The organism is Solibacillus sp. FSL R7-0682, from assembly GCF_038005985.1.
Lineage (GTDB): Bacteria > Bacillota > Bacilli > Bacillales_A > Planococcaceae > Solibacillus.
On sequence record NZ_JBBOUI010000001.1, the window covers coordinates 187052 to 213129 of the forward strand.

Sequence of the window (26078 nt, forward strand, 5' to 3'; positions counted from 1 at the left end):
TAGATAGGGAGCCGGTAAAAAATGAAGAAAGCAATTGAAAATAATCAAACAAGCTGGAATATCGTCGCAAAGCATTTTAATGGGGTAGATGCTTTGCCAAGCTATGGTCCATATTCACAAACGGAACAGGAGCTCCATTTGATCGGCTCCTGTACAAATAAAAAAGTATTAGAAATCGGCTTTGGAAGCGGTCATTCTCTCCTATATATGAAAGAAAACGGGGCAGCTGAACTATGGGGTGTTGATTTTTCAGCAGCTCAAAAAGAAATTGCGACACAAACGTTAAATGGAATAGAGGCCAAACTATTTACAGCACCAATGGAAGAGGAAATTGGTTTACCAAAAAATTATTTTGACCTTGTGTTCTCCATCTATGCGATTGGCTGGTCAAACGATTTAACACAAACTTTTCAACTAATCCACAGCTACTTAAAGCCGGGTGGGGAATTTGTATTTAGCTGGGAGCACCCATACTATTCACAAATTAAATGTAGGGAGCATCAATTTTATTTAACCGGCTCTTATCAACAAGAGGGATATATTGAAACGACATCCTTTAAAGGTGAGGATGCTCCAATGATGATTCCAAAATATAAAATGGCAACCTTCATCAATGCACTTTTAAAAGCAAACTTTGAGCTTGTAGAATTAATAGAAAGTGATATTTCAGAAGGGAAGAAAGGGCAGGATATTCCCTATTCAGAGACGTATTATTCATTACATAAAGCAAGTCATTTCCCGACGACATTTATTGTGAAGGCGAGAAAGAAGCCGTGAACCGTTTATGAGGAAGAGTAATCCTAATTTCAAGAAATTTTTCTTAAAATTAGGATTATTTTTACGATTAGTACCTTGCAATGAACAATAGTGTTTTATACACTACTGTATATAAAACAGTAGTGAGGTGATTTTATGAACCCACAATTTAAAAAGGGCGTACTTAACCTCTGTGTTTTGTCGCTTTTAGAGAAGAAGGATATGTACGGTTATGAGCTTGTTCAAGCCATTTCTACACAAATAGAAATTTCTGAAGGATCAGTTTATCCACTACTTCGAAGGCTTACAAACGATGGCTTTTTTACAACGTATTTAAAAGAATCATCGGAAGGACCACCTCGGAAATATTATCAAATTACAAAGCAAGGTATTGAAGAACTAAAGAACTTAAAGGCAGAATGGGAAAGTTTTATTACTGGTGTAAACAAATTAATTCAAGGGAGCGAATAAAAAATGAATGAAAAGCAATTTTTAGATTTACTTGATAATCAATTAATGAAGTTACAGCAAAATGAACGAAATGATATTCGACGAGACTTTGAGGAATACTTTGAAAATGGTCGTGCGGAAGGAAAAACGACAGAGGAAATTATAGAAGCATTAGGAAGTATAGAAGAAATTGCAGAAGAATTAATGGCTGCATATGATGAAAAAGATTTCACAGATGCCATCTCCTTATCAGATGCACAGTCAGCGGTGCCGTATCAACATATTCGAGCAGATGTGGATGATGTGAATTTTAGTATTGTTCCTACAGATGCTCAGAATGCATTCATAGAAGTGAAGGATAAAGAAAATTTAACGGATGCAACAATGGTTATTGAAAATGATACCCTTGTAGTGAAGGCCCGACGTAGAGAGAAAACATTCCGTTTTTTATTTATATTTGTGAAAGGTACGTTCAACAGTGCAAATGTCGTGCTGCATTTACCAAGAAAACAGTATGAACGTATGACAATTACAAGCGGAAACGGCTCGATTAAAGTGATGAATGCAGAAGTAAGGCATGTTAATATCGAAGCAGACAATGGTCGCATTGTATTGGAAAATTTAATTGGAGAAACAGTAAGAGCAGAATCGGATAATGGCCGAATAGTGTTATCAAATGTTAACGTACAGAATGTAAAGGCAAAAACAGATAACGGGCGAATCGTTATCGAACATTGTACAACAGATGACATGGAGCTTGAAACAGATAATGGCCGAATTGAAGCCGAACTTGAAAAAGCGACGCATCCAATTGAATTAAAAACAGATAATGGGCGTATTATGCTAAGTAGTCCTGGAAAGCTTGAAGATGTTACAATATTAACGAATACAAGCTGGGGGTCTGTTTCAATATATGATGAAAAAACAACTAGCTATGAAAGTGGAACAAAAGAACATACAATTAAATTAAAGACAAGTAACGGACGAATTGTCGTCGCAGATAGCAGTGCAGTAACCGTTTAATATAAAAACAGTAAGCCATTATTTAAAGCAGCAACGTTTTAAATGATGGCTTATTTTTTATTAAAAATAACTAATTGAGAGGAGCTTATAATATGTTTCCAACTTTAGAAACGGAACGATTAATTTTAAGGGAAATTGTTTTAGAAGATGCAGAGCATATTTTTTCTTATTTTTCATTAGATGAAGTAACGAAATATTATGGAATTCCCACATTTGAAACAATCGATCAAGCGAAGAAGTTAATTGAAGGATTTGAAACGGGTTTTCTTCATAAAAGAGGTATACGCTGGGGCATTGAAAGGAAAGGGACGAAAGGCATCATTGGAACAATCGGTTTTAATCTCTGGTCACCGATGCATAGAAAAGCAGAAGTTGGCTATGAAATTCATCCGGATTTTTGGAGAGCGGGTTATATATCAGAGGCTTTACAAAAAGTAGTCGATTATGGTTTTCAAGAATTGAAGCTAACACGTATTGGTGCCGTTGTTTTTATCGAAAACGTTGCTTCTAATCAATTATTAATGAAGCAAGGATTTGAAAAAGAAGGGGTATTAAAAAAGTATATTTATCAAAATGATAAGGCGCATGATGTAAATATTTTTGCAAAAGTTGTACAGGAGGAAAATCATTGAAGTTCGTTGAATTTGGTGTAGGAAATAGATGGCTATTAAGAACTGAAATCGAACAACAAGACGGAACCGAATATGAACAAAAGGGCATAGTAGGACCGATTAAATATCTATCTTGTTATATACGAGTTTGGATAGGCAAACGTGTCGTCATTCTGGATTCAAAAGAAGGCCTGAAAAAATCAAGAAAAGCTCGAAATGCGGTGAAGTTGATTTTGGGGATTAAAAGTTTATAAAGAAAGGACTGGTTAAATGGAAATTTGTTTAGTTAGACACGGTGAGACAGATTGGAATAAAGAAGGAAGATTACAGGGACATACGGATATACCATTAAATCAAGTTGGAATACAACAGGCAAATTGCTGTGCCGAATTTTTAAAACAGCTTCCTTATGAACTAGTCCTTACGAGTCCGTTACTACGGGCGAAGCAAACAGCTGAAGTTATTGCTAAACAATTAAATGTCCCTCTTATTGAAATGAGAGAACTGATTGAACGGCATTACGGAGACGCAGAAGGACTTACTAAAGAAGAACGAACGATTAAATTCCCTGAAGGAAATTATACAAATCAAGAATCAAGGGAACGTTTAACAACTCGGGTTTTCCAAGCCTTATCGCTTATTCATGAGCAAAAAAAAGCTAAAAAAATAATCGTCGTCGCCCATGGTGCAGTCATTAATGCAATTTTAGCTGCATTAACAAACAACGCAATTGGTTCAGGGAGAACAATATTAAAAAATGCATGTATATCTTACTTGCAGTTTAATCATGAAAAGTGGATAGTCGGTGAATATAATCAGGTAAATCATCTAAAAGCTTGAAGATAAAACAGTGGGCATAAATATGGAGGGACTATATGAAAATTATTAGAATGGCTGAATTACATATTCCAAAAGTGAAAACTATTGCAACAAAAAGCTGGCATGCAACATATGAAGGGATTATTCCACTTCATGTACAAAATGATTTTTTGGCAATGGCCTACAATGAGGAGAGGCTGCTAAAAAGATTGACTGAGACGCCTTTTTATATCGCGAAGCAGGAAGGGGAAATCGTTGGCTTCGCAAATTTTTCTAACAAAAAAGAAACAGGGGAAGTAGAGCTTGGCGCTATTTATTTAGATCCAGCGGTGCAAAACAGGGGCATTGGATCTGCACTTCTTGCTCATGGCTGCAAAGAGCTCCAGCCTACTAAAATATATATTAATGTTGAATCAAAAAATGAAATTGGTAAGCAGTTTTATAAAGCAAAAGGATTTGAAGTCGTAAATGAATTTGATGAAGATTTTGCAGGCCATATATTAAAGACAATTCGCATGGTATTGCATGTGAAGTAAGTGATTAATTAGGTTGTTATTTCCATTTCGGAAGGTATAATAATGGTAATAATTGTTAGGGAGTGATAGATGATGAAACAGACAATGACGGTGATTGAAAAGTAATAGTAAATGTTCTTTTCAATCGGAACACAAAAAGTACAATTGAAAAGAGGAACTCTATGTATACACAACAATACGTGACGATTCGTCCAATTGAAAAAGCAGATTTACCACGTCTTTGGGAGCTTATTTATAAGGAAGAACAGCCTGAGTGGAAAAAATGGGATGCACCGTACTATCCACATACATCAAAAACGTATGAAGAATTTTTGCCAAACGGTGAAAGGTGGATAGGACAAGAACATATATGGGCGATTGAAGTAGAAGAAAAGGTTTGCGGGATTGTCTCGTATTATTGGGAACATGAGCCGTCTTTATGGCTAGAGATGGGTATCGTTTTTCATGAAGCGCATTCATGGGGGAAGGGTCTAGGAACAATTGCATTAAAGTTATGGATGAATCGGCTGTTCACGACGATGCCCCTTGTACGGGTAGGCTTCACGACTTGGTCAGGAAATGTACGGATGATTCGTGTTGGTGAAAAGCTTGGCATGCAAATGGAAGCGCGTATTCGCAAAGTGCGTTATTACGAAGGTAAATACTATGACTCGATTCGTATGGGTATGCTACGCGAAGAATGGGAGCAAATCAAAAATTTATAAAGTATTTAAAAGGGCATGTTTAGTACGTCCTTTTTTGAAAAAAGGGGAATTCTCATGAAATCGGCAATCATTTTTGATATGGATGGCACGCTTTTTCAAACAAATTTAATATTGGAGCCAGCACTAGAAGCGACATTTGATTATTTGCGAGCTAAAGGGCAATGGAAAGGTGAAACACCGATTGAGCAATATCGTGAAATAATGGGCGTTCCGTTATCCGTTGTATGGGAAGCGCTGTGCCCGATGCATTCGATCGATCAGCATAATGATAGTAATAGCTTTTTCCAGCAAGCGTTAATTGAGCTCATTAAGCAGGGGAAGGGTGCCCTCTATAAAGGGGTAGCGAATACACTCGAGCAGCTTTCAGAAAAATACCCGCTGTTTATTGCGAGTAATGGGCAAACTGCGTATTTACAGGAGATTGTTACATACTATAGGCTAGATCAATGGATTAAATCGGTGTATAGCATTGACCTGATTGCATCAGGTAATAAATCGGAGCTTGTTGGTTTGGTTAAGCAAGAAAATCAAATTGGTTGTGGTTTTGTTATAGGGGACCGCTCGTCAGATATTAAGGCAGCCGTAGATAATAGTTTCACTTCAATTGGTGTGCGTTTTGATTTTGCCCAAGAAGAGGAGCTAGCGGCGGCAGATTTTATAATAGAAGATTTCCGAGAATTACAAAGCATTGTGAAAAGTGAACTTCTGAAGTTGAATAAAGTATAACCGTTTTACGATGAAATTTTGTAAGGAGGATTATCCATGTTAAAGGAAGCTCATATATCGGATGCAAAACAAGCAGCCGAATTGGCGTTATTACTTTGGCCAGACAATGAATTATCAGATTTTATTAAGGAGATGGAGCAATTCATTTCTAAAGAAGATGCTTTTATTGTGTTAGCTTATGATCAAGAAGAGGCAATTGGATTTGCCCAGTGTCAATTGCGTTACGATTATGTAGAAGGAACTGATTCGAGTCCAGTCGGCTATTTAGAAGGCTTATATGTAAAGGATACATTTAGAAATAAAGGGACTGCACGACAGTTAGTCGAGGCCTGTGAAGGCTGGGTAAAAGAAAAGGGTTGTATAGAGTTTGCAAGTGATTGCGAATTAACGAATCTCGCTAGTGCAGCAATGCATTTGAAGTTAGGCTTTGAAGAAGCAAATCGAATTATTTGTTTTAAAAAGAATCTATAAAGATAAGAAGATGTCATTAATCACAAAACGTTATCATGTTGATAATTCAAAATGATAACGTTTTATTTTCTATTATTATGTTAGTAGATGGTCTTTTCGTCCATGTAAAAAATAATATAAAAGTAAAAAGAAGAAAATAAAAATACCAAGTGAAAAATAGAGTGTTCCGTAGCCAACCATTGGTTCTAAGTAGCCAAGGAAATAAGGTCCAAAGCCAAGTCCGATATCGAGACCAATGAAATAGGTTGATGTCGCCAATCCCATTTTTTCAGGTGTTGTTACTTTAATCGCAAGTGCTTGGAATGTCGAAGCAACGTTGCCATAGCCGACCCCAATAATTGCTCCTGCAAGTAATAATGTAAATGAAGAATGAGTTGTACTTAATAAAATTAAACCCATCCCAAATAAAACAATACCTGGATACATGACAATATTAGCGCCTTTAGCATCCATTAATCGACCAGTAAATGGACGTGTTACTAGAAGTGCAATTGCATAAACGAGGAAGAACATGCTAGAAGCGGCTACAACATCTCGCTCCTCTGCAAAGAAGTTAATAAATGATAAAATGCCTGCATAACCAAGTGCATATAACATGATTAGAATACCGATTGGCAACGCTTTAAGATCAATAAATTGTGAAATGTGAAAGTCTTTTTGCGTAGTATTCTCTAATTTTGGTTGCTGAGAAATTGTTGTTGTGAAGGAAGCAGCAAGTGAAATAACGGCTAGTACAACACACATTGTAAAAATGATAAAATAGGTTGTTTGCTGAATAAGCAAAAGTCCGATAAATGGTCCAACAGCAGTACCAAGAGTGGAACTCATACTATAGTAGCCAATACCTTCTCCTTTACGTGCCATCGGTAAAATTTGTGCAATAATCGTACCTGTTGCTGTGGAAGCAATCCCTACCGCAATCCCATTTAAAAGACGTATGCCAAGTAAAACAGTAATACCTGCTGGGATGAAATAAAGAAGCAGTGTAAAGACGAATAGTGTAAGTCCTATTACTAATATTTTTTTTGCACCGACACTTTGAATAATGCGACCTGTAATAAGTCGCCCGATAAGTGCCCCTACAATGTAGATTCCCGATACAAGACCAGCTTGTGCAGCTGAAGCATCAAATTCTTGTACTGCATAAGAAGCGATCGTCACCATTAACAAGTAAAAAATGACGATAATAATAAAGTTAATAAGTGCAATCGTTACGAAGTTCTTTGTCCATAACGGTTCTTTTTGTTCATTCAAATTAGTCACCTACTCTTTCTCTAATAAACGATGTCGAATAGTTTCAAGAGTTCGTTGTGTAATTTCAAGTTCCTCCTGTGAAAACCCTTCAACTAATTCATTTTCAAATTGTGTTATTTTTTGCTGCAGTACCTCATAAACTTGATATCCCTTTTCGGTAATGAAAATTTCTTTTTTTCGGCGATCGATTATAGAAGGCTGCAATTCAATAAGATCGATTTTTGTTAAATATTTAATTGCGCGTGTCACATTTGCACGGTCCATATTTAATAAATGTCCAACTTCAGTAAGGGACAAATGTGGTTCATTTATTAAATAGTAAAAAATAGCCCATTCTGGTCTTCGTAGTTCATACGTTTCTAGAAAATGATTTAATTGTCGTGCAAAGGGATGGAATGTCAAAATCAAATCGAAAAATAGTTGTTTGTTAATTTTCATGGGAACCTCGCTCAGAAAATAGTTGTCAATGACAAGTAAAATGCCATGAAAATGATTATAGACCTGTTTTTTTGGGAAGGCAATTATTTTTTAAATTCGTTAATAGCGTGTTTTGATTTGGGGTGTAGGTTGAAAATGGTGTGAATTTTAATTCACACCATTTTGATAGATATTGGATTGTAATTCAATTCTCATTTAACTTTTTTTGCGCGGATAATTAAAAAGGAGGGAGCACGGAATTGTTTCACTAAGCTCGGTAATTTTTGTACGGCATCTTTACTTGGTAGCGGCTCTATTATTTTCTCGATTTGTAGCCCGTTTTCGATTAAAGTATTTATAATTGTTGAAAGGGTTCGGTGATACATCACGACATCCTCGACAAGCCAATTTTGTGTGCGGGCACCTTCAACTTGATACTGATCAACTGCATAATGTAGTAGCTGACCTTCTTCATCTTCAACCCAATCTGCATTGCCTTTATTGGCCGTCATAATTGGATGCTCAATCGAAAATAATAAATCTCCTTCCATTCGTAAAGCTCGGCTAATTTTTTGAATAACCGTGCCAAAATCAGCCATGTAGTGAAAAGCTAGTGAGCTGCTAATGAAATCCATACTTTCAGCAAGGGATATAGCATCTTCAAAAGCAATTTGCTGGAAGTTTAACCGGATATCATTGTATTTCTCATTGGCAAGTGCAATCATGTTTTGTGAAATATCAATTCCGTAAACATTTTTTGCACCTTTCGTTAAGCAAAACGCTGCAAAATCTCCAGAGCCACAGCCAATATCGAGGACAGACTTCCCATGCAAATCAGGCAAATTCGCGCGGAAGCCTGGCTGCTCGAGTAAGTTGTTATAATTGTAATTACGGGCGCGGATTGCTTCGTATTTCTTGAAAAATTCGTCATTATCATAAATATTTTGCCTCATAAAAACCTCCAATGGATCTTAACGTTAAGAAAAGATTTGCGCAAGTCTATTGTCGCATGAGTAAAAAATAAAGAATAGACTTATAATTCAGTTTTTGGTAGCATGTAGATAGAGGCATGTCTTCTTTAGAAAAAATGGGGAATTTCCGTAAAAGGGAATACCAGCTATTTAATATTGAAACGCAAATTGCTCTTCCGAACCACTTTCCATATTCTTCACTTTGTACATATTTGAATTTACTTCATCCTCACCAAGTACGATTGTCTTTAGTATTCCTTTACGATTTGCCTTATCCAATGCTTTTCGCACCTTTTTCCTGCTTAGCTCTACTTCAACCCGATAGCCATCCATGCGCAATTTTGTTGCTAAAGAGAGGGCCTGTTTTTCTGTTCCGATAGGGATGATATAAATATCGATGTCGGGTTCCTTCATATTTGTTTTTCCTGAAAGCTCAAAAGCCGTATATATAACATCCAGACCAAAGGATATGCCAACGGTCGCATAAGAAGTATCTGTTCCTAGTAATCCCCCAATGGCATTATCATACCGACCACCACTCCCGATACTTGAAGTAATTTGACCGTCTGCTAAGAAGATTTCGTAAATTGTCCCTGTGTATATTTCTAAACCACGTGCTAAAAACGGATTGAAAATGCATGTTTCATCAATGCGAAGGGCAATTAAGTAATCCGTTAGCTCTTTCAATTCTCGTAATCCTTGTTTAATGTATTCGTTTTGAGCTGTATAGGATTCAAAATAATGAATCGTAGGCTCGGCATCTAAAAATTGTGTGATGTACCGCAATGTTTTAGGTGTAAGGTCGTGTTGTTGTAATTCCTTTATTAAAGTGGTGCGAGCGACTTTTTCCATTTTGTCTAATATTAAAATGACTCGATTCATGTTTTCCTGTGGTACTTCAAAAAGCTGGAGCATGCCATAAAGTAATTTACGGTTGTTGTACTGAATAGTAATTGTCACGTCTAACTTATTAAAAGCATCTACTGCCATCATCAGCAGCTCGGCTTCAGCTGCCTGAGATTCGACACCAACGATATCTACATCGCATTGCGTGAATTCACGGAAACGACCTGCCTTGATTGGTCCGTCACGGAAAACTTTTCCAATCTCATAGCGCTTAAATGGCATCGGAAGGCTAGGATTCATGGCAACGACTTTAGCAAAGGGAATTGTTAAATCATAACGTAGTGCTAATTCGCGCTCACCACGGTCTTTTAATGTATACATTTCTTGTAAAATTTCTGCTCCGCCCGCATATTTAGATGCCATGAGCTCGGTATAGTTAATAATAGGCGTTTCTAGTGGTTTGCAGCCAAAAGCGATAAATGTATCTTCTAAAGTGCGTCGGACTTTACGGCGTACAACCTCTTGCTCAGGTAAGAAATCCTGTGTGCCCCTTACATTTTGATAATCCATCTTTTTCATTGATAGTAGTCCTCCTTTTTTGGCAAATAAAAAAACCGTATAACGATAAAGCTCCTAATCGGCTTTATTTATACGATTCAACGAAAAATAGTCTTCCTATGCGATATTAAATAAATTAATAAAGATAGCAAGACTATTTCATATGATGATGCGTTGTTGTGAAGAGACGTATGCAAACTATTGGCATTCAAATTCCTCCTTTATTTCCAATTACTTTACAGGTTTTTTTGGAAATAAGCAATTTTATTTTTACTAAATTTAACATTTGTAAATAAAATTTTGAGAGTGTGCACATTTAATACATACTTCAGAGGAATAAATATAAATGCTCCCATCGGGAATATGGGGCAAACAATGGTTGAAATGATGCAACAAAATGTAACTGCAAAAGACGATGAAGAGCCGGTTGTTAAATGGGTAGAAATAGGCTCTGTAGAGGATATGAAAAAAGGATTAGATGAACAGGAATATTATGCGGCTTTCGTTATTCCAAAAGATTTTAGTGCTAAGCAGGTATCTTTAAGAACAATTGCGCCGACAAATCCGAATGTTGAAATTTATATAAACCAAGGGATGAATACAGCGGCTGCAACAGTGGCCAATCAACTATTAAATGGTATTGTAGATAATTTAAATATGAATGTGCGGTCAGAAATTTTAGAAGGCTTCTCTGCTCAAGGGTTGACGTTAACGGCTAAACAGGCGGCAACAGTTGCAGTTCCAATTGAAAAAGTAGTAACAACTGTCAATAAAATAGGTGAAAATAGTGCAAATGGTAACTCACCAATGTCTCTATTTCAACCGTTATGGATTGGAAGTTTAGCAACTGCAGCTCTTTTATTCTTTGCTGCAAGTAAAACGGCCGTCAATACTCGTAAGGAAGGCTTTATTTTGAAATTAGTTCAAATAGGTATTAGCTTAGTGACAGCCATCATTATTGGTTTTGGTTTAACATGGCTTGCAAGTTCAATGGTCGGCTTTACCATTCCAGATTTTATGGACACAGCACTTTTTTTAACGATTACATCTTTTAGTTTTATTATGATGATTTTAGCAGTTCTTTCTTTACTGGGATTAAAGGAATCCCGATCTTCGTATTATTACTATTTTTCGGGGCCCCGCTACTCGCAATGGCACCAGAAATGATGTCAGTATTTTATCGTGATTGGATATACTCCTGGTTACCAATGCGCTTCATGGTGGAGGGTTTACGTGAGCTGTTCTTCTTTGGTCAAAGCCTATCATGGAGTATGTCAATCGCAGTACTTGTGTGGATTGCAGTAGTCGGCTTACTAGTCATTTTATTATCAGCTTTATTACCGAATAAAGTGAAAGAACAAGAAGAGGCTTAAAATAAAAAGGCGATTAGAAGGAATGCGCTTCCTCTAGTCGCCTGTCATGTAATTGTGCTTATTTACAATTAGGGTGGATAGACACACTAACTCTTTTGTTCTTATTCTTGGATGATACCGTGTAATTTTAGTGCTTGTAAAAAGACCTCTCCAATATGCACCATCGATTTTTCATCGACATCAAATTTTGGATGGTGATGCGGATACGTCGCATTAATTTCTGAATTACCTCCGCCGACGAAGAAGAAGGTACCGGGTCTTTCTTGTAGGTAATAAGTGAAATCCTCTGCACCCATGCGTGGAGGAACATCCATTGTAACTAGGTGTGATAAGTTTTGCGCAACGGCATCACGTAATATCTTCGTTTCAGAAGGATGATTATATACAGCATCGTAGCCGCGTGTATAAGTAAAATCAAGCTTTGCATCGTATTGAATTTCGATTGCCTTGCATAGATTTATGAGCTTTTGTTCAATTAAATTACGCACGTCTGGATTAAAGGTACGAACTGTTCCAGTTAAAAATGCCGTATCTGGGATGACATTGTTTGCTGTGCCGCTCTCAATTTTACCCACTGTAATAACAGCAGATTGAAGAGGGTCTGTATTTCGACTAACGATTGGTTGTACGCCAAATACAAACTGTGCTGCGGCCACAATCGGATCAACAGTTTCATGTGGGGAAGCCCCATGTCCTCCACGGCCTTGAATCGTAACTTTAAAGAAGTCTGCAGCTGCCATCGAATAGCCTTCACAAAATAATGCTGTACCGAGTGGGCTTATTGATGAAACGTGTGCACCATAAACGTAATCGACACCGTCGAGGCAACCGTCTTTCACCATGGAAATGGCACCGCCTGGAGCGGATTCTTCCGCAAATTGGTGAATAAATACAATATTACCGTGTAATGAATCACGGAAGGATGAAAGTGTTTTTGCCAAACCAAGAAGTGCTGCAGTATGGATGTCATGTCCGCATGCATGACTTACACCATCTATTTTAGACTTGTATGGAACATCCTTTTCATCTTGAATTGGCAAAGCATCAAAATCTGCACGTAAGGCAATTGTTGGCCCATCAAAAGCGCCTTTTAAATAACCAACAACTCCATTTCCTCCGACTTTTTCCTTTACTTCGATGCCATAAGAAGTAAGCTTTTCCGCAATGAGCTTGGGTGTATTGACTTCTTGGAAGGATAGCTCTGGATACATATGTAAATGTCTCCGTAACTCCACCATAACCGTGTAATTTGCCTGTAAATCCACATGTAAACTTTCTTTTAAAGTCATTCAATCCACTCCTTGTGTTAAATAATGAATTTAGAAAATGCTATTAATTTATATGAGTAGTTATTCCTAAGAAGTACGATATTCCTTTTAAAATACAAATAAGTATAAAAATTCTGTATATTTAGATAATTAACGGTAATTATAACTCAATATTTCGTTTTACGGAATACTTTTCAATAAAATAAAAAATACGCATAAGTGAAATGATTTCACTCATGCATATTTCTTATTCCTTTATTCCATGCTTTCGGTCGAGTGTCACAATTCGTGCAGCATCATTCGGTCGATTCATAATTAAATCGGCTAAGATTTTTGAGCCGAGCATACTATAAACCGTGCCATTTCCCCCATATCCAAGTAAATAAAAGTGATTCGGTTTACTCGGATGTTCACCGATAAACGGTAAATGATCGACGGATTCACCGAATGATGCACAATATTTATAAGGTGCTTCAAAAGATTCACCGGGCAAAAGTTCATGTAACCGATTCAGTAATAGTTGCCCCATATGGTCAATTTTACTTTCGCTATTAGAAGGGGTTGCATTCCCTTCATCTAATCCACCGATAATAATTCTATTATCAATTGTTTTTCTCATATAAATGTAAGGACGGGCAGTTTCCCAAATGAGGGCATTTTCAAACCAATCCATTTCTCTAGTTTGTGGCTCTGTTACGATGGCATAAGAACGATTAACATCAGTCCCCTTCATCCTTCCATAAGGCAGTCTTTCATAGCCCGTTGTGTAAATCATCCTTTTTGCTGTAAAAACTCCCTCAATTGTGTGTACGACTACATGGGTTTCTTCGTCTTCAATAATATTGACAATCGTTTGTTCAAAAACATCTAGACCGCGTGTTTTTAATTGCTCTGTTAAGCTAACCACAAATTTATAAGGATTAATTTCTGCATCATTTTCTGTAAAAAGTACGGCTTCGGTTTCGAATGGTAGTCTTTTTTTTGTGACGATGCCATTCCAATATTCTGCAGGGAAACCATGTTTAATCAATGTTTTACACTCTTTTTCTAATTTTTTTACATCCATCTTCTTACTTGCAAAACAAATGCTAGGTCTTCGAATAAAATCTGCGTGACTTGGTAATGTTAAAGCAATTTCTTCTATAGAATCTACGGCTTCATAGCAAAATTTATAAAATGTAACTGCATCTTGCTCACCAATTAAGTCGGCTAATTCATGTAGCTGAATATCGTTGGAATATTGTAATAGACCTGTATTAGCTAATGTGCTCCCTGAACCGATTTCATTTCTTTCAATCAATGCGACTTGAAGTCCTTCATCTAGTAATGCTTTTGCAGTAAGAACTCCACTCATGCCACCTCCGACTATAAGCGCATCATAGTGGGGTTTAATAGGAGGGTTTATATGAGTTGGTTTAGAAAAAGTAGTTGGCCAAAATAATGTTCCACTGTGTAAGTTCATTTTTATCCTCCTCAAAACTTTTCTATGTTTTTCCCCGAATTTTTGGAGATATAATCACTTGTTAATTATTTTATTTTTGATAAAAATTCTTAATAAAATGTAAAAAAGGGTAATAAAAAGAAATAACAGAAATGGGAGGAATGATTTTGGATCCAATCCTTTTTGGTGTATTTACATTGCTATATATATTCGTGTTAATTTGGGGGGTAAAGAGACATAAAAAAACCGCTTCGGCCATTTTATTTTTAGTGGTCATTGCATTAATTTATGATAATGGGGTTTTAGCTGTTGGTCATTTAATTGGGGGAGGGGAGCTATTGGAGCTACTGAACTACGGGCGATATTGGCTTCATGCTTTATTTACACCAACCCTTATCTTGTTTTCTTACTTTATTTTGAGGGAAGCAGGTATTCATCTGGCACAAAAAAACTGGATGCTCTATTTGTATAGTAGCTTGACCATCGTCGCAATAATTGCTGAGTATTTTGTAGAATTACATGGACTTCGGTTAGCAATTCAAGATGCATATGGTGTACTGAGCTATGTATCGACACAAGAAGCTTCTGGTCCACCGCCGATGATCGTAATTGTACTTGTAGCATTGCTGTTTGCATCTATAGCGTTATGGTGGAAGGTAGAATGGTGGTGGATGCTAGTTGGTACGGTCGTAATGAGTTTAGGGAGTGCTATACCAATAGATGTTGGAAGTAACGCTATTACAAACGCATTTGAACTGTTTTTAATTATAATGCTCATGTTAACAGCTATTCATTTTTCGAATAAATCCTACTTATATAATTAACACTCATTTATAACGGTAGAAATTAGAATTTTAGCGGTAAAGTTCGTATAATTTAAGTAATGACGTTTTGAAATGGAGTTTAACAAATGAAGACATATAGTTTTAAATTATTTGGTGGATATAAAGTAGAGGTCGATAAAAATGAAGTGGCGATTGATTATAATGGTGAGAAATGGTGGATTATTACTAGAGCTAAACCGCGTAAGAAGACGATTGCCTTTGACGAGTTGATTCGCATTGATTATAAAGAATCAGGCATTACTTTTGGCTATGTACGATTTATTACGAAAGAAAATGAGGAGTATCTTAGTAGCTCTTATGTAGCCCAGCACGATGAAAATGCGTTTATGGTAGAAAAGGATGAGCTTGCGAAATTGAATGAAGTGTTAGAACTACTGAAAAAATATAATAAAAATATCGAAATAAAATTATTAAAAGCTTAGCGCAGTGCTAAGCTTTTAATAATTTAAAAAATTGTTTAATTATAGAAGTGCTTTCGCCTTTAATGCTTGTTGGTGAGTTGCTTTTGCTTCTTTTACAAGCTTAGGAGATTGTAAAAACGCAAAGCCTGTTTCCGCAAGAGCGATAGCACCTGTAATCAGTGCTTCATAACCTTTATCAGAGTTGGCAGCATCACGGAACTCATTTGTATGAGCGACTAAATCATCTGTGCCAATTTTAATATAGCCATGTGAGGTCGGCACTTCATAGCTTATATTTCCAGCGTCTGTTGAGCCAGGAGAACGGTGACCACGTGGGTGTACGTCTTCTCCAAGCGTAGATAATTTTTCAGCTAATATGCGGTCTATTACTTCGTTCACAACAAGGTCCTTAACTTCATTTTGGAAGCGTTCCACTTTTACTGTTGCACCAGTAGCAAGTGCTGCACCTTCTGCAATTTGACGGATTTTATTTGATACTTCCTCTGTTTTTGACCAAGAAGTAGCACGAATATAAAAGCGTGCGGATGCATAGTCAGGGACGATATTTGGTGCATCCCCACCATGTGTAATAATACCATGAATACGAACATCCGACGGCACGTGTTGACGCAAAGCATTAATGCTGTTGAATAATTGAATCACTGCATCTAATGCGTTAATTCCTTTGTCTGGAGAAGCAGAAGCGTGTGCTGCTTTTCCGTAAAAGTGAAAATCTAGGGGATCTACTGCAAGAGATTCATTTGTCACGCCTGTTTTGCCAGAAGGGTGGAGCATCATCGCAATATCAACATTTTTAAGGAAACCATGACGAACGAAACTACCTTTTGCACTACCATTAGGGCCACCTTCTTCAGCTGGTGTACCTAGCACAATTACTTTACCACCTACCGTATCAATTGTCTCTGCAAGGGCAATAGCTGCCGCAATACTTGTGACACCAATAATATTATGACCACATGCATGACCAAGACCGGGTAAAGCGTCGTATTCTGCTAAATAGGCAATGGTTGGGCCGGGTTTACCGCTATCTTTATGTGCATAGAAGGAAGTTTCATGGCCCGCTACAGCTGTATCTACTATAAAGTTTGCCTCGCGTAAAACTTTTACTAGCTGCTCGCTAGCGAAAACTTCTTGATTTCCGATTTCAGGATTTGCGTGTATTGCTTTACTTACGGTGATGTAAGCCTCTTTATTTTGATAGACGGATTGTGCAATAACTGATTTGCTTTCAACTGTAACTGACATGATAATTCCCCCTCGTTATTTTGATTGTACTTTTAAATCTTCGAAAGTTTGTTGTAGTTCACCATCTGATAGGACCGTCATGATTTGACCACCCTTTGTATCATCGTGAATTGCTTTTTCAATTTCCTCTGTGTGATAGAGCTCAATAATTTTTTGATATACTTCATTGTCCTTATCTTCTGCTCGTCCAGCAATGATATTCACGTAAGGGAAAACACTTTCATCTTCAGCTAGCTCTCGGTAAATTGGATCCTCACCAGGATTTAAACCCGCTTGTCCAGCGATTCCGTTATTGATAACAGCAGCTACAACATCAGGTAAAACGTGTGGTGTTTGCTGTGCGGTCATTGGAATGATATCTAAGTTTAGTTTGTTGGCAGTAATTTTTGATGGATCTCCGAATAACCCGAAGTCCTCTGCTAATTGGATAAAGCCTGCTGATTCTAATAGGCGCAATGCACGTGCTTGGTTAGAAGGATCATCAGGGATGGCAATTTTGTCACCTTCTTTTATTTCCTTTATATCTTTAATTTTTTCTGAATATAAGCCAAGTGGGGCAAACACAGTTGAGCCTAATGGAATTAAATCATTGCCACTTTCGTTGACATAACTTGCTAAAAATGAAATGTGTTGAAAGGCGTTTAAGTCGACTTCGCCTTGTGCTAATGCATTATTTGGTAATGTATAGTCGGCAAATTCAACCAATTCAATTTCGATACCTTCTTTTTCTAACTTCTCTTCTAAAATCGGCCACTGTGCACCGTCTGCACCATTTACACCAATTTTTACGACTTCATTTTCGTTGCCTCCACAAGCTGCTAATGTAAAGGCTGATACGGCTGTTACTGCTGATAATAATAATTTTTTCATGTTATTTTTCTCCTATCGTCTTAATATTTTTTTTGCTAAGAAGTTACCTAACCACTGAGCTAGCTGTACAAGAATAATTAATATAATAACTGTCACTATCATGACGCTACCGTCAAATCGCTGATAACCATAGGTGATTGCAATGTGACCTAAACCACCGCCGCCAACTGTTCCTGCAATAGCAGAGAAGTCGATTAAGCTGATTGTGACGAAGGTTAAACCTAAAATAAGGGGACCTAACGCTTCCGGAATTAATACCGTAAAAATAATTTGCAGTGGACTTGCCCCCATCGCTTTTGCCGCTTCAATAACACCTGGATCGATACTAATTAAGTTTGTTTCAACAATGCGCGCAATTCCAAAGGCGGCTGCAATCGTCATAGGGAAAACAGCTGCAGTTGTTCCAATTGTTGTCCCCATAACGATTCGAGTTAGAGGAGATAGCGCAACTAAGAAAATAAGAAATGGAATCGGGCGAATAATGTTGATTAAAATATTCAGCACAGTGTATGTAATTTTACTTTCCAAAATATTATTTTCTCGTGTTACAAATAAAAGTAAACCTATTGTTATACCAAGAATAGAGCCAAAAATAAGCGTTAAAATAACCATGTAGAGCGTTTCGCCAGTTGCTTCAATAATTCTTGGCCAAAATGTATTCCAATCAACCTTCATTTAAAATAACCTCCTCTACTTCTACTCGCTGTGAAAGCTCGTTGATCACTTGTTTCACCTGTGCATCATTCCCTTGGAAGGAAATAAGTAAGTTCCCGAACATTTTATTTTGGAGCTCTCGTACAGAACCGTAAATAATGTTGAAGGGTACTTGATGCTTTTGGGTGATTTCAGAAAGTAGCGGGTTATGGGTTAATGAGCCTTTAAATAAGATACGATATAAATGCTGACCACCAGACTGTTGCCATTCTTTTAATATTTGCTCGGACGGAATGTCTTGGTGTACGGATTGAATAAAGCGCTGTGTAGTTGGATGCTGTGGTTGTGTAAATACCTCATATACTTCCCCCTCCTCAATGACTTGCCCCTTTTCCATGACCGCAACGCGATTACAAATCGATTGGATAACATGCATTTCATGTGTAATTAATAAAACCGTAATTCCGAGTTCTTGATTTACTTGCTTTAATAGTTTTAATATATCGGCAGTCGTTTCCGGATCGAGTGCAGAAGTTGCTTCATCACAAATTAAAATATCCGGATTCGTCGCAAGTGCGCGGGCGATGCCGACACGTTGCTTTTGCCCCCCTGATAACTGTTCAGGGTAGTCTTTTGCTTTTTCAGATAAGCCAACGAATTTCAATAGTTCCGCTGTTCGTCGTTCAATTTCAGCTTTTGGGGCCCCAGCTAGTTTTAATGGATAGCCAATATTTCCTGCGACAGTACGTGACGTCATTAGATTAAAGTTTTGAAAAATCATCCCAATACGTCGGCGCAATTGACGAAGATCTTTTTGGGATATCGTCGCTAAGTCAATACCTTGGACTTTGATGGAGCCTGTTGAAGGCTTTTCAAGTAAATTGACGAGACGAAGCAGGGTACTTTTCCCAGCGCCACTAAATCCGATAATGCCAAAAATATCGCCTTGATTGACCGTTAAGTTAACGTCTTTTACTGCATGTACGTCCCGATCTTTCGCTTTAAATACTTTGGATACATTTGAAAATTCAATCATATTAAAACCTACTTTCATTCCGCTACTAAAGTTATTGTTGAAAAATAAAAAACCTTCCGCATCATAAAAAATAAGATACGAAAGGTTGAAAGGACAATTTTCACCGCTTTTGATCTTATCTTCCAAGTTTGCACTTGCAGGATTTGGCACATTGCATAATAGCTGTTGCCGAGACTTCAAAGGGCCTGTCCCTCCATCTCTCTTGATAAGAAAAATATTTAGTTGCGTTTAATATGTCCCTAATCTTAAAGCCTAGTAAACTGGTTGTCAATATAAAAATAAAAATATTTTAATTTTTCCGAGTAAAACTTTTTTTCTGAAAACAAGTAATGGAAATGCTGTTTTATCCAAATTTATGCGGTTATATAAGTAAGAAGAAACCCTTATTTCAAATAATAGTTTTTAAAAATTTTTGTACAAAAAATAATGATTAATGTAGTAAAAAAATTTATAAATAAACACATCCTTAAAGGGTACATTAGCCATTTTTAGGGTAGTTGTAATAAGATAAAGGAAATAAAATGTTGTAAATGGGAGGTTTTCTAATGAATGCATGGTTATTAGCTGCAATTATTGTTTTGATACTCGCGGTCGTAGTATTTGTAGGATGCTTGGCTATAGTTGTAGTCCCGTTAAGAAATACAATCAAAGTACTTTTAACACATGTTCAGGGCATTCAAAAGCAGTTGGAGGGTATACAAACACAAACTGTAGCGCTAACAGTGACAATGGATCGGATAAAAAAGGACATTGATAATAAAAAGGAAACCATTCAATTGGTTATTCAATCTGTAAAAGAGACGAGTACCGTATTAAATAAAGTAAGCGAATCTTCACAAGCTGCAACAACGGCAATTGTAAGGCAGTTAAATACAGATTCAGAAAAACAGGCACAGACAGAGCAATGGATAAATACCGCGATGAAATTTATAAATCGCAAAGCTCAGTAGTGGTGGAAAGGGCATTCTACAATTGGAGTGCCCTTTCACACTTTTGAAAAGGGTAATTAAACTAGATTGCTTCCGCTTTTTCTAGATGCTCTTTATGTACTTAAAGTAATTGTTCGATTGCCAATTCGATATCAAGCATAGATGTATCTGGCTCAAAGCGTTGAATAACCTTACCTTTTTTATCAACTAAAAACTTTGTGAAGTTCCAACGAATATTACGCCCGATTAAATAGTCAGGGAAGTTTTCTTGAATATGATTAAATAGCATTTTTTGTTGCATCGTCTGTTGCGCAAAAGGAGGGCAATCTACTTTATGCTTTAAATAATTGAAAAGTGGGTGAGTAGCATTACCGTTCACTTCAATTTTTTCGAAAATAGGGTATTGTACACCGAATTGAAGTTTACATTTTGAAGCAGAAGTTTGGCCATCTTCAGGGTTTTGATTGCCAAATTGATTACAAGGGAACGATAAAATCTCTAGGCCGCTTGTTTTATATTTTTCATATAGCTTTTGCATATCCTCGTATTGATAAGTAAATTGACACTCACTAGCAGTATTAACGATTAGCATTGCTTTATCACGGTATGTTTCCATTGATAAAATTTCACCATTTGGTTTTTTAATTAAGTAATTATATATACTCATGAGCATTCTCCTATATAAAGTTATTTTATATTAATTATATAGGCGTAATTATATAGTTTCCAGAATTTCGCCTTAACTAGAAGAGTAAACGCTTCAAATTTTAATCAATCTTAAAATTCAAAGAGTTTGATTACTACGATGGCAAAAACGAGATAGCTAGTAATTAATTATTTTTCCTCATTCATATTTACTCAACTAATTTAAAAAATTACTCCCTACATCTCTCCTTACTATAAAAGTAAAAGAGAAAACGCTTTATTCTGTTATATAACAAAAGTTGCTACTTAACGATTTGCTTTTCTGAAATACGGTTATTCCTTAAAAAACATTGATGTCACAAAGTGTTCAAAGAAAGCGTTTTAATTATGAACACATTGTGAAAACCAACAAATATCTCTTTTATTTAAAAAAAATCGGAGTAGAATGAGAGAGGAATAAGATGTTATATAACAAGTTGCAAAAGTCAGTGGGGAATGAACGATTTTATAATGAAAATTTGAAATCAAAGGAGAAATGAACCATGTGGGTAGTGACAGTATTTAATAATCAAAATGATATTCGTATGTTTGAATACACAACAAAAGCAGAAGCGGCAAAAGAATTAGCCAAATATAAAAATGCCGTATTATCATATACAAAATAAAAGGAGCAAAAAATATGTGGATCATTACTGTTTTCAATAATCGAAACGATATTCGTATGTTCGAGTACAATACAAAAAATGAAGCAACACAAGAATTAGCCAAATATTCGAATGCTGTATTATCATATACGAACTAAAAAACAGTAGCCCTGCTACTGTTTTTTGTTTGTTCATTTTATATTATTTCCGCTTTAAGTAAAAATTCAAATTTTTGGTAGATTTATATGGTACAATAATCATTAAAAATTCTGGAGGGGAAAATATGTTTACATACTCAATTGATGAAGAACTATCATTAAAATTAGTTACGCTTCTAGATGCACCGAGAATTTTTGAATTAACAGAACAGTCTCGAACTTATTTACGTGAATGGTTACCTTGGCTCGATTCAACGAACACCGTATATGATACAGAAAACTATGTGAAATTTTCAATGAAGCTTTTTGCAGAAAACAACGGATTAAATACAGCGATTTTGTATAGGGGAGAGATTGTAGGAATTGCAGGATTTAACCAATTGAACTGGGGAAACAAAACAGCATATATTGGTTATTGGTTAGGCGAATCTTATCAAGGAAACGGTATTATGACACGTGTTGCTAAAGGGCTGACAAATATAGCCTTTGATGAATTTAATATGAATAAGGTTGAAATTCGAGCTGCAATCGAGAACAAAAAAAGTCGAAGTGTTCCGGAACGATTAGGTTACGTCTACGAAGGAACAATACGTAGCGCTGAGTGGTTATATAATCATTATGTAGATCATGCAGTTTACGGGATGCTTGCAGAAGAATGGGAAAATAAATAAATATCTCGCTTGTAGATAGAATAGGTAGAGATTTTTAACTTCAAAACATGATAAATGAGAACAAACAAATATTTTAGAGGGAGAGAATTCTATTGTAGTATGTAGAATTCTTTCTTTTTTAATGAAAATAAAAAACATAAATGCATTTACTTCTTGTGATTTTTCAATAATGTTAATTCAAAATAATTCTTTATTATGTATAAAATTATATTAGTTTTGTTTATTTTTTGTAAAAAATCGTTTTGAATGAAAGGGTTTGAAAGGGATTGTTGATTTTCCAATGTGGGGATATTAGTATTATTCACTTGTTCCAAACAGTTGACGGGAGTTGTATATTATAAGATAATTTTAATGGTAATTATAATTATTTTATAATAATTATAAGTTAGGTACTTGGAACTTTAAGGAGGAAAAATATAATGGCTTTAATCGGTAAAGAAATTGCAGAATTTAACGCGAAAGCTTATCAAAAAGGTGAGTTTATCGACGTATCTTCAGAAAACTTCAAAGGACAATGGTCAGTGGTATGCTTCTATCCGGCAGATTTTACTTTCGTTTGCCCAACTGAATTAGAAGACTTACAAAACGAATATGCTACATTAAAATCTTTAGGGGTTGAAGTTTACTCAGTATCTACTGACACTCACTTCACTCATAAAGCTTGGCATGACACTTCTGATGCAATCGGTAAAATTGAGTACATTATGATTGGTGATCCATCACACGTTATTTCTAAGGCATTTGACGTGTTAAATGAAGAAGATGGTTTAGCAGAGCGTGGAACATTCATCATCGATCCAGATGGTATTGTACAAGCTTACGAAATCAACGCTGGTGGTATCGGTCGTGATGCATCGACTTTAGTTAACAAAATTAAAGCAGCTCAATACGTACGTAACAATCCAGGTGAAGTTTGCCCAGCTAAATGGCAAGAAGGCGGCGAAACATTAACACCAAGTCTAGACTTAGTAGGTAAAATCTAAGTTTTAGCGAACGAACGCGAAGTGGAAACACTTTAAATAGCAAACAGGGGCGACAAAGAACAATCTTCACCGATTGATTTTTGTCGCTCTGTTTTTAATTCATTACGGAAGAACGCAGTATTGTAGAAAGGGAAACGTAATTTCTCTTCGACATAAGGAAGAAAATTCTTTTCCGGTTTTATGTGGAAGGTGTATCTTTCTAACGATAAACTCTCTATCGTTTCAAACAACAAGAAACGAGGTGATTCGCTTGCTGTATTCGAGAGAGAATGAGGATTTATTTTTTGTTTTAAACAATAAATTCACGTCATACAGCAGCAAACTCAATGTTAGATAATCAAATTAAAGCACAATTGCAGCAATACTTAACAATGCTTGAAGGAGACTTAGTATTAAAAGTAAGTGTTGGCGAAGATAAAACATCAAAAGAAATGTTAGAACTAGTAACAGAATTAGAAAAAATGTCTCCACGCATCACAATGGAACAAACACAATTAGAACGTACACCGAGCTTTAGCGTTAATAAAGTAGGAGAAGATTCTGGTGTTGTATTTGCAGGCTTACCACTAGGTCACGAATTTACATCTTTAGTGTTAGCGTTATTACAGGTTTCAGGCCGTGCACCAAAAGTAGATGATGCGGTAATTAAACGTATTAAAGCAATTAAACAACCTATGAAGTTTGAAACATATGTAAGCTTAACTTGTCACAACTGTCCAGATGTTGTCCAGGCGTTAAACATTATGGCTGTATTAAACCCAAACATTTCAAATACGATGGTTGAGGGTGGCGCATTCCAAGACGAAATTAAAGAACGAGACATTATGGCTGTACCTACAGTTTTCTTAAACGGTGAAAACTTCGGTGGTGGTCGAATGGAATTAGAAGATATTTTAACAAAACTTGGTGAAGTATCGGATGGATCTGAGTTTGCGGATATAGAACCTTATGATGTATTAGTTGTTGGTGGCGGTCCAGCGGGATCTGCTGCGGCGATTTATTCAGCACGAAAAGGGATCCGTACAGGTATCGTTGCAGAACGATTTGGTGGTCAAGTAAATGATACATTATCAATTGAAAACATTGTAGGAATAAAGGCTACAGAAGGTCCAGCGTTCGTATCTAGTTTAGAAGCGCACGTGTTAGACTATGACATCGATGTGATGAAATCTCAGCGTGCTACAAAGATCGAGAAAAAGGATTTCGTTGAAGTGACATTAGAAAACGGTGCCGTACTAAAAGGGAAGACTGTAATCCTTTCTACGGGTGCTCGTTACCGTCAGCTAGGTGTTCCGGGTGAGCAGGAATTTAAAAACAAAGGTGTAGCTTATTGCCCGCACTGTGATGGTCCAATTTTCAAAGGAAAAGACGTTGCAGTAATTGGTGGCGGTAACTCGGGTGTTGAAGCCGCAATTGATTTAGCTGGAGTAGTGAAACATGTAACGTTAATTCAACGTAGTGGAGAATTAAAGGCGGATAAAGTATTGCAAGAACGCGTGAATAGTTTGAAAAACGTAACAGTCATTACAAATGCTTTAACACAAGAAATTACTGGTGATACTAAAGTGAATGGATTAACATATGTTGATCGTGTGACGGGAGAAGAAAAACATATTGCACTTGAAGGTGTATTCATTCAAATTGGCTTATTACCTAACACTGAATTCCTACATGGTGCAGTTAACATGACGGAGCATGGTGAAATCATTGTTGATAAACACGGGGCTACAAATTTACCGGGCGTTTTTGCAGCGGGTGACTGCACAGATACTGCATACAAGCAAATAGTTATTTCAATGGGTTCTGGTGCAACAGCAGCACTTGGAGCATTTGATTATATGATTCGTAACACAATAGAACAACGTGAAATGGTAAATGCTTAATAGGTATAGCTTATAAGCGCTGAGTCAGATACTTCTATTAAATATCAACGTAAAAATAATGAAACCTGCGTTAGCACTATTCTTAAAAGAAAGGGGCAACGCAGGTTTTTATTATTTATAAAGATTCACCAAAAAGCTCAGTGTTTACTTTTTTATATGCGGCTATAATTTGCTTTTGGTCTTGTTTATTTTCGTCGATTAAATGCTGCGCTATTGATTTTAGACTACGTAAATCATTTCCTAAAAATTGCTGCATCACTTGTTCTTTTAATAGTGCTTCATAATTTAACGTCATTGAAATATCCTCCTTTTGATTTCAATTACACTTGTAACATTGTACATTGAAACCAATTAGAAAGAAGTTTTCTAAACAATAAAACATCTTTTTTGTTTGGTTTCGCACAGTGAGTATGGTTGGTAAGTTTCATACTCAGCACCTCCTATCCGCGTAGGTTATTGGTTTGTACTTGAAAAGGCAGGTCTCCTGGCTTATCGACAACGCACCTCACCCCTTCCCATTTTCGGCAACAGTGGTAATTGTGAGGGACTTTCGAATTACAGTTGCGGGACAGCGACGGATTTACACCGTTCTTCCCTTTTCATCAAGCGTTCAAGCTCGAACCTTTTCCGTGTAGAATCTTAGGGATTCCAAGATAGCTACTTGGTCGATAGAATCGTAAAATATTCAAATCGACAGAAGAACACTCTTTTACACCGTGAAATGCAAAAACTGTTTTTCTAATCAACTTATAGGGGAGAGTTGAGACAAATAGCTATCTTGCAAGCACTAAAAAAGCCATCTTCTACAATGGAAGATGGCTTTATATACAAAAAATCAAGTTAAATAGCACACTAAATAAGTGCTTGTT

General features: G+C 36.5%; 30 protein-coding genes, 1 pseudogene and 2 riboswitches. Of the genes and pseudogenes, 19 read left to right on the forward strand and 12 right to left on the reverse strand.

Annotation, left to right across the window (positions count from 1 at the left end; translation table 11 throughout):
- Nucleotides 1-21 precede the first annotated feature (21 nt).
- The 10 genes from MKZ17_RS00965 (at nt 22) to aac(6') (ending at nt 6096) form a co-directional block, all read left to right on the forward strand.
- Entirely contained in the window at nt 22-777 is a 756-nt protein-coding gene (locus MKZ17_RS00965) for a class I SAM-dependent methyltransferase (RefSeq protein ID WP_340721957.1), read from the forward strand.
- A 135-nt stretch (nt 778-912) separates the two neighbouring features.
- Nucleotides 913-1227, forward strand: a complete 315-nt coding sequence (locus tag MKZ17_RS00970) for a PadR family transcriptional regulator (protein WP_340721958.1) — start codon at nt 913-915, stop codon at nt 1225-1227.
- Between the two features lie 3 nt (nt 1228-1230).
- A complete protein-coding gene (locus MKZ17_RS00975; RefSeq protein ID WP_340721959.1) occupies nt 1231-2229 on the forward strand; it encodes a DUF4097 family beta strand repeat-containing protein in 999 nt (332 codons plus the stop codon).
- A 92-nt stretch (nt 2230-2321) separates the two neighbouring features.
- Nucleotides 2322-2861 (forward strand): GNAT family N-acetyltransferase, encoded by a 540-nt coding sequence (locus MKZ17_RS00980; protein ID WP_340721960.1) that lies wholly within the window; start codon nt 2322-2324, stop codon nt 2859-2861.
- Entirely contained in the window at nt 2858-3094 is a 237-nt protein-coding gene (locus MKZ17_RS00985; protein WP_340721961.1) for a DUF3977 family protein, read from the forward strand. The genes MKZ17_RS00980 and MKZ17_RS00985 overlap by 4 nt, the downstream gene beginning before the upstream one ends.
- A gap of 16 nt (nt 3095-3110) precedes the next feature.
- The gene (locus tag MKZ17_RS00990) at nt 3111-3680 is read left to right on the forward strand and encodes a histidine phosphatase family protein (RefSeq protein ID WP_340721962.1); all 570 of its coding nucleotides are present in this window, start codon (nt 3111-3113) and stop codon (nt 3678-3680) included.
- 35 nt (nt 3681-3715) lie between these two features.
- Nucleotides 3716-4195: a GNAT family N-acetyltransferase gene (locus tag MKZ17_RS00995; RefSeq protein ID WP_340721963.1), complete on the forward strand. Its 480-nt coding sequence runs from the start codon at nt 3716-3718 to the stop codon at nt 4193-4195.
- Between the two features lie 161 nt (nt 4196-4356).
- Nucleotides 4357-4899 (forward strand): GNAT family N-acetyltransferase, encoded by a 543-nt coding sequence (locus MKZ17_RS01000; RefSeq protein ID WP_340721964.1) that lies wholly within the window; start codon nt 4357-4359, stop codon nt 4897-4899.
- Nucleotides 4900-4953: 54 nt separating this feature from the next.
- Complete coding sequence (locus tag MKZ17_RS01005) at nt 4954-5625, forward strand: HAD hydrolase-like protein (RefSeq protein ID WP_340721965.1); 672 nt, start codon at nt 4954-4956, stop codon at nt 5623-5625.
- Nucleotides 5626-5661: 36 nt separating this feature from the next.
- A complete protein-coding gene (gene aac(6'), locus MKZ17_RS01010; RefSeq protein ID WP_340721966.1) occupies nt 5662-6096 on the forward strand; it encodes an aminoglycoside 6'-N-acetyltransferase in 435 nt (144 codons plus the stop codon).
- A 75-nt stretch (nt 6097-6171) separates the two neighbouring features.
- Here the strand turns inward: aac(6') and MKZ17_RS01015 are convergent, their stop codons facing one another.
- The 4 genes from MKZ17_RS01015 to MKZ17_RS01030 all read right to left on the reverse strand — a co-directional run bounded on the left by MKZ17_RS01015 (nt 6172) and on the right by MKZ17_RS01030 (nt 10163).
- On the reverse strand, nt 6172-7350 hold the full coding sequence (locus MKZ17_RS01015) for an MFS transporter (protein WP_445326891.1): 1179 nt from the start codon (nt 7348-7350) through the stop codon (nt 6172-6174).
- A 9-nt stretch (nt 7351-7359) separates the two neighbouring features.
- A complete protein-coding gene (locus tag MKZ17_RS01020) occupies nt 7360-7788 on the reverse strand; it encodes a MarR family winged helix-turn-helix transcriptional regulator (RefSeq protein ID WP_340721968.1) in 429 nt (142 codons plus the stop codon).
- 191 nt (nt 7789-7979) lie between these two features.
- Complete coding sequence (locus tag MKZ17_RS01025) at nt 7980-8720, reverse strand: class I SAM-dependent methyltransferase (protein ID WP_340721969.1); 741 nt, start codon at nt 8718-8720, stop codon at nt 7980-7982.
- Between the two features lie 168 nt (nt 8721-8888).
- Nucleotides 8889-10163, reverse strand: coding sequence for a histidine--tRNA ligase (locus tag MKZ17_RS01030; RefSeq protein WP_340721970.1), 1275 nt, complete (start codon nt 10161-10163; stop codon nt 8889-8891).
- Nucleotides 10164-10403: 240 nt separating this feature from the next.
- Here MKZ17_RS01030 and MKZ17_RS01035 point away from each other — a divergent pair.
- Nucleotides 10404-11515: pseudogene (locus MKZ17_RS01035) on the forward strand (YhgE/Pip domain-containing protein).
- A 101-nt stretch (nt 11516-11616) separates the two neighbouring features.
- Here MKZ17_RS01035 and MKZ17_RS01040 read toward each other — a convergent pair.
- Nucleotides 11617-12804 carry a M20 metallopeptidase family protein gene (locus MKZ17_RS01040; protein ID WP_340721971.1) on the reverse strand — a complete coding sequence of 396 codons (1188 nt, stop codon included), beginning with the start codon at nt 12802-12804 and terminating at the stop codon, nt 11617-11619.
- A 226-nt stretch (nt 12805-13030) separates the two neighbouring features.
- Nucleotides 13031-14245, reverse strand: a complete 1215-nt coding sequence (locus tag MKZ17_RS01045) for an NAD(P)/FAD-dependent oxidoreductase (protein ID WP_340721972.1) — start codon at nt 14243-14245, stop codon at nt 13031-13033.
- Nucleotides 14246-14391: 146 nt separating this feature from the next.
- Between MKZ17_RS01045 and MKZ17_RS01050 the strand changes: the two genes are divergently transcribed.
- On the forward strand, nt 14392-15048 hold the full coding sequence (locus MKZ17_RS01050; protein WP_340721973.1) for a phospholipid phosphatase: 657 nt from the start codon (nt 14392-14394) through the stop codon (nt 15046-15048).
- An 86-nt stretch (nt 15049-15134) separates the two neighbouring features.
- Nucleotides 15135-15491, forward strand: coding sequence for a hypothetical protein (locus MKZ17_RS01055; protein WP_340721974.1), 357 nt, complete (start codon nt 15135-15137; stop codon nt 15489-15491).
- A 39-nt stretch (nt 15492-15530) separates the two neighbouring features.
- Here MKZ17_RS01055 and MKZ17_RS01060 read toward each other — a convergent pair whose 3' ends face one another.
- Genes MKZ17_RS01060 through MKZ17_RS01075 form a run of 4 tightly spaced genes read right to left on the reverse strand, consistent with a single transcriptional unit; the run spans nt 15531 to nt 19296 of the window.
- Nucleotides 15531-16736, reverse strand: coding sequence for a M20 family metallopeptidase (locus tag MKZ17_RS01060; protein WP_340721975.1), 1206 nt, complete (start codon nt 16734-16736; stop codon nt 15531-15533).
- A 15-nt stretch (nt 16737-16751) separates the two neighbouring features.
- Nucleotides 16752-17606 (reverse strand): MetQ/NlpA family ABC transporter substrate-binding protein, encoded by an 855-nt coding sequence (locus MKZ17_RS01065; protein WP_340721976.1) that lies wholly within the window; start codon nt 17604-17606, stop codon nt 16752-16754.
- A gap of 12 nt (nt 17607-17618) precedes the next feature.
- Complete coding sequence (locus MKZ17_RS01070; protein WP_340721977.1) at nt 17619-18281, reverse strand: methionine ABC transporter permease; 663 nt, start codon at nt 18279-18281, stop codon at nt 17619-17621.
- Nucleotides 18271-19296, reverse strand: a complete 1026-nt coding sequence (locus tag MKZ17_RS01075; protein ID WP_340721978.1) for a methionine ABC transporter ATP-binding protein — start codon at nt 19294-19296, stop codon at nt 18271-18273. The genes MKZ17_RS01070 and MKZ17_RS01075 overlap by 11 nt, the downstream gene beginning before the upstream one ends.
- A 112-nt stretch (nt 19297-19408) precedes the next feature.
- Nucleotides 19409-19508: riboswitch (SAM riboswitch) on the reverse strand.
- 333 nt (nt 19509-19841) lie between these two features.
- Between MKZ17_RS01075 and MKZ17_RS01080 the strand changes: the two genes are divergently transcribed.
- The gene (locus MKZ17_RS01080) at nt 19842-20246 is read left to right on the forward strand and encodes a DUF948 domain-containing protein (protein ID WP_340721979.1); all 405 of its coding nucleotides are present in this window, start codon (nt 19842-19844) and stop codon (nt 20244-20246) included.
- 100 nt (nt 20247-20346) lie between these two features.
- Here MKZ17_RS01080 and MKZ17_RS01085 read toward each other — a convergent pair whose 3' ends face one another.
- Nucleotides 20347-20892: a glutathione peroxidase gene (locus MKZ17_RS01085; RefSeq protein ID WP_340721980.1), complete on the reverse strand. Its 546-nt coding sequence runs from the start codon at nt 20890-20892 to the stop codon at nt 20347-20349.
- Between the two features lie 520 nt (nt 20893-21412).
- Between MKZ17_RS01085 and MKZ17_RS01090 the strand changes: the two genes are divergently transcribed.
- The 5 genes from MKZ17_RS01090 (at nt 21413) to ahpF (ending at nt 25209) form a co-directional block, all read left to right on the forward strand.
- Nucleotides 21413-21535 carry a hypothetical protein gene (locus MKZ17_RS01090; RefSeq protein WP_340721981.1) on the forward strand — a complete coding sequence of 41 codons (123 nt, stop codon included), beginning with the start codon at nt 21413-21415 and terminating at the stop codon, nt 21533-21535.
- 14 nt (nt 21536-21549) lie between these two features.
- Nucleotides 21550-21672, forward strand: a complete 123-nt coding sequence (locus MKZ17_RS01095; RefSeq protein WP_340721982.1) for a hypothetical protein — start codon at nt 21550-21552, stop codon at nt 21670-21672.
- A gap of 125 nt (nt 21673-21797) precedes the next feature.
- Nucleotides 21798-22343 carry a GNAT family N-acetyltransferase gene (locus MKZ17_RS01100; protein ID WP_340721983.1) on the forward strand — a complete coding sequence of 182 codons (546 nt, stop codon included), beginning with the start codon at nt 21798-21800 and terminating at the stop codon, nt 22341-22343.
- Between the two features lie 419 nt (nt 22344-22762).
- Nucleotides 22763-23326 carry an alkyl hydroperoxide reductase subunit C gene (ahpC, locus tag MKZ17_RS01105; protein WP_340721984.1) on the forward strand — a complete coding sequence of 188 codons (564 nt, stop codon included), beginning with the start codon at nt 22763-22765 and terminating at the stop codon, nt 23324-23326.
- Between the two features lie 326 nt (nt 23327-23652).
- Nucleotides 23653-25209, forward strand: coding sequence for an alkyl hydroperoxide reductase subunit F (gene ahpF, locus MKZ17_RS01110; protein ID WP_340721985.1), 1557 nt, complete (start codon nt 23653-23655; stop codon nt 25207-25209).
- A 115-nt stretch (nt 25210-25324) separates the two neighbouring features.
- Here the strand turns inward: ahpF and MKZ17_RS01115 are convergent, their stop codons facing one another.
- Complete coding sequence (locus MKZ17_RS01115; RefSeq protein WP_340721986.1) at nt 25325-25504, reverse strand: hypothetical protein; 180 nt, start codon at nt 25502-25504, stop codon at nt 25325-25327.
- Nucleotides 25505-25666: 162 nt separating this feature from the next.
- Nucleotides 25667-25850, reverse strand: a riboswitch (cobalamin riboswitch).
- Between the last annotated feature and the right edge of the window lie 228 nt (nt 25851-26078).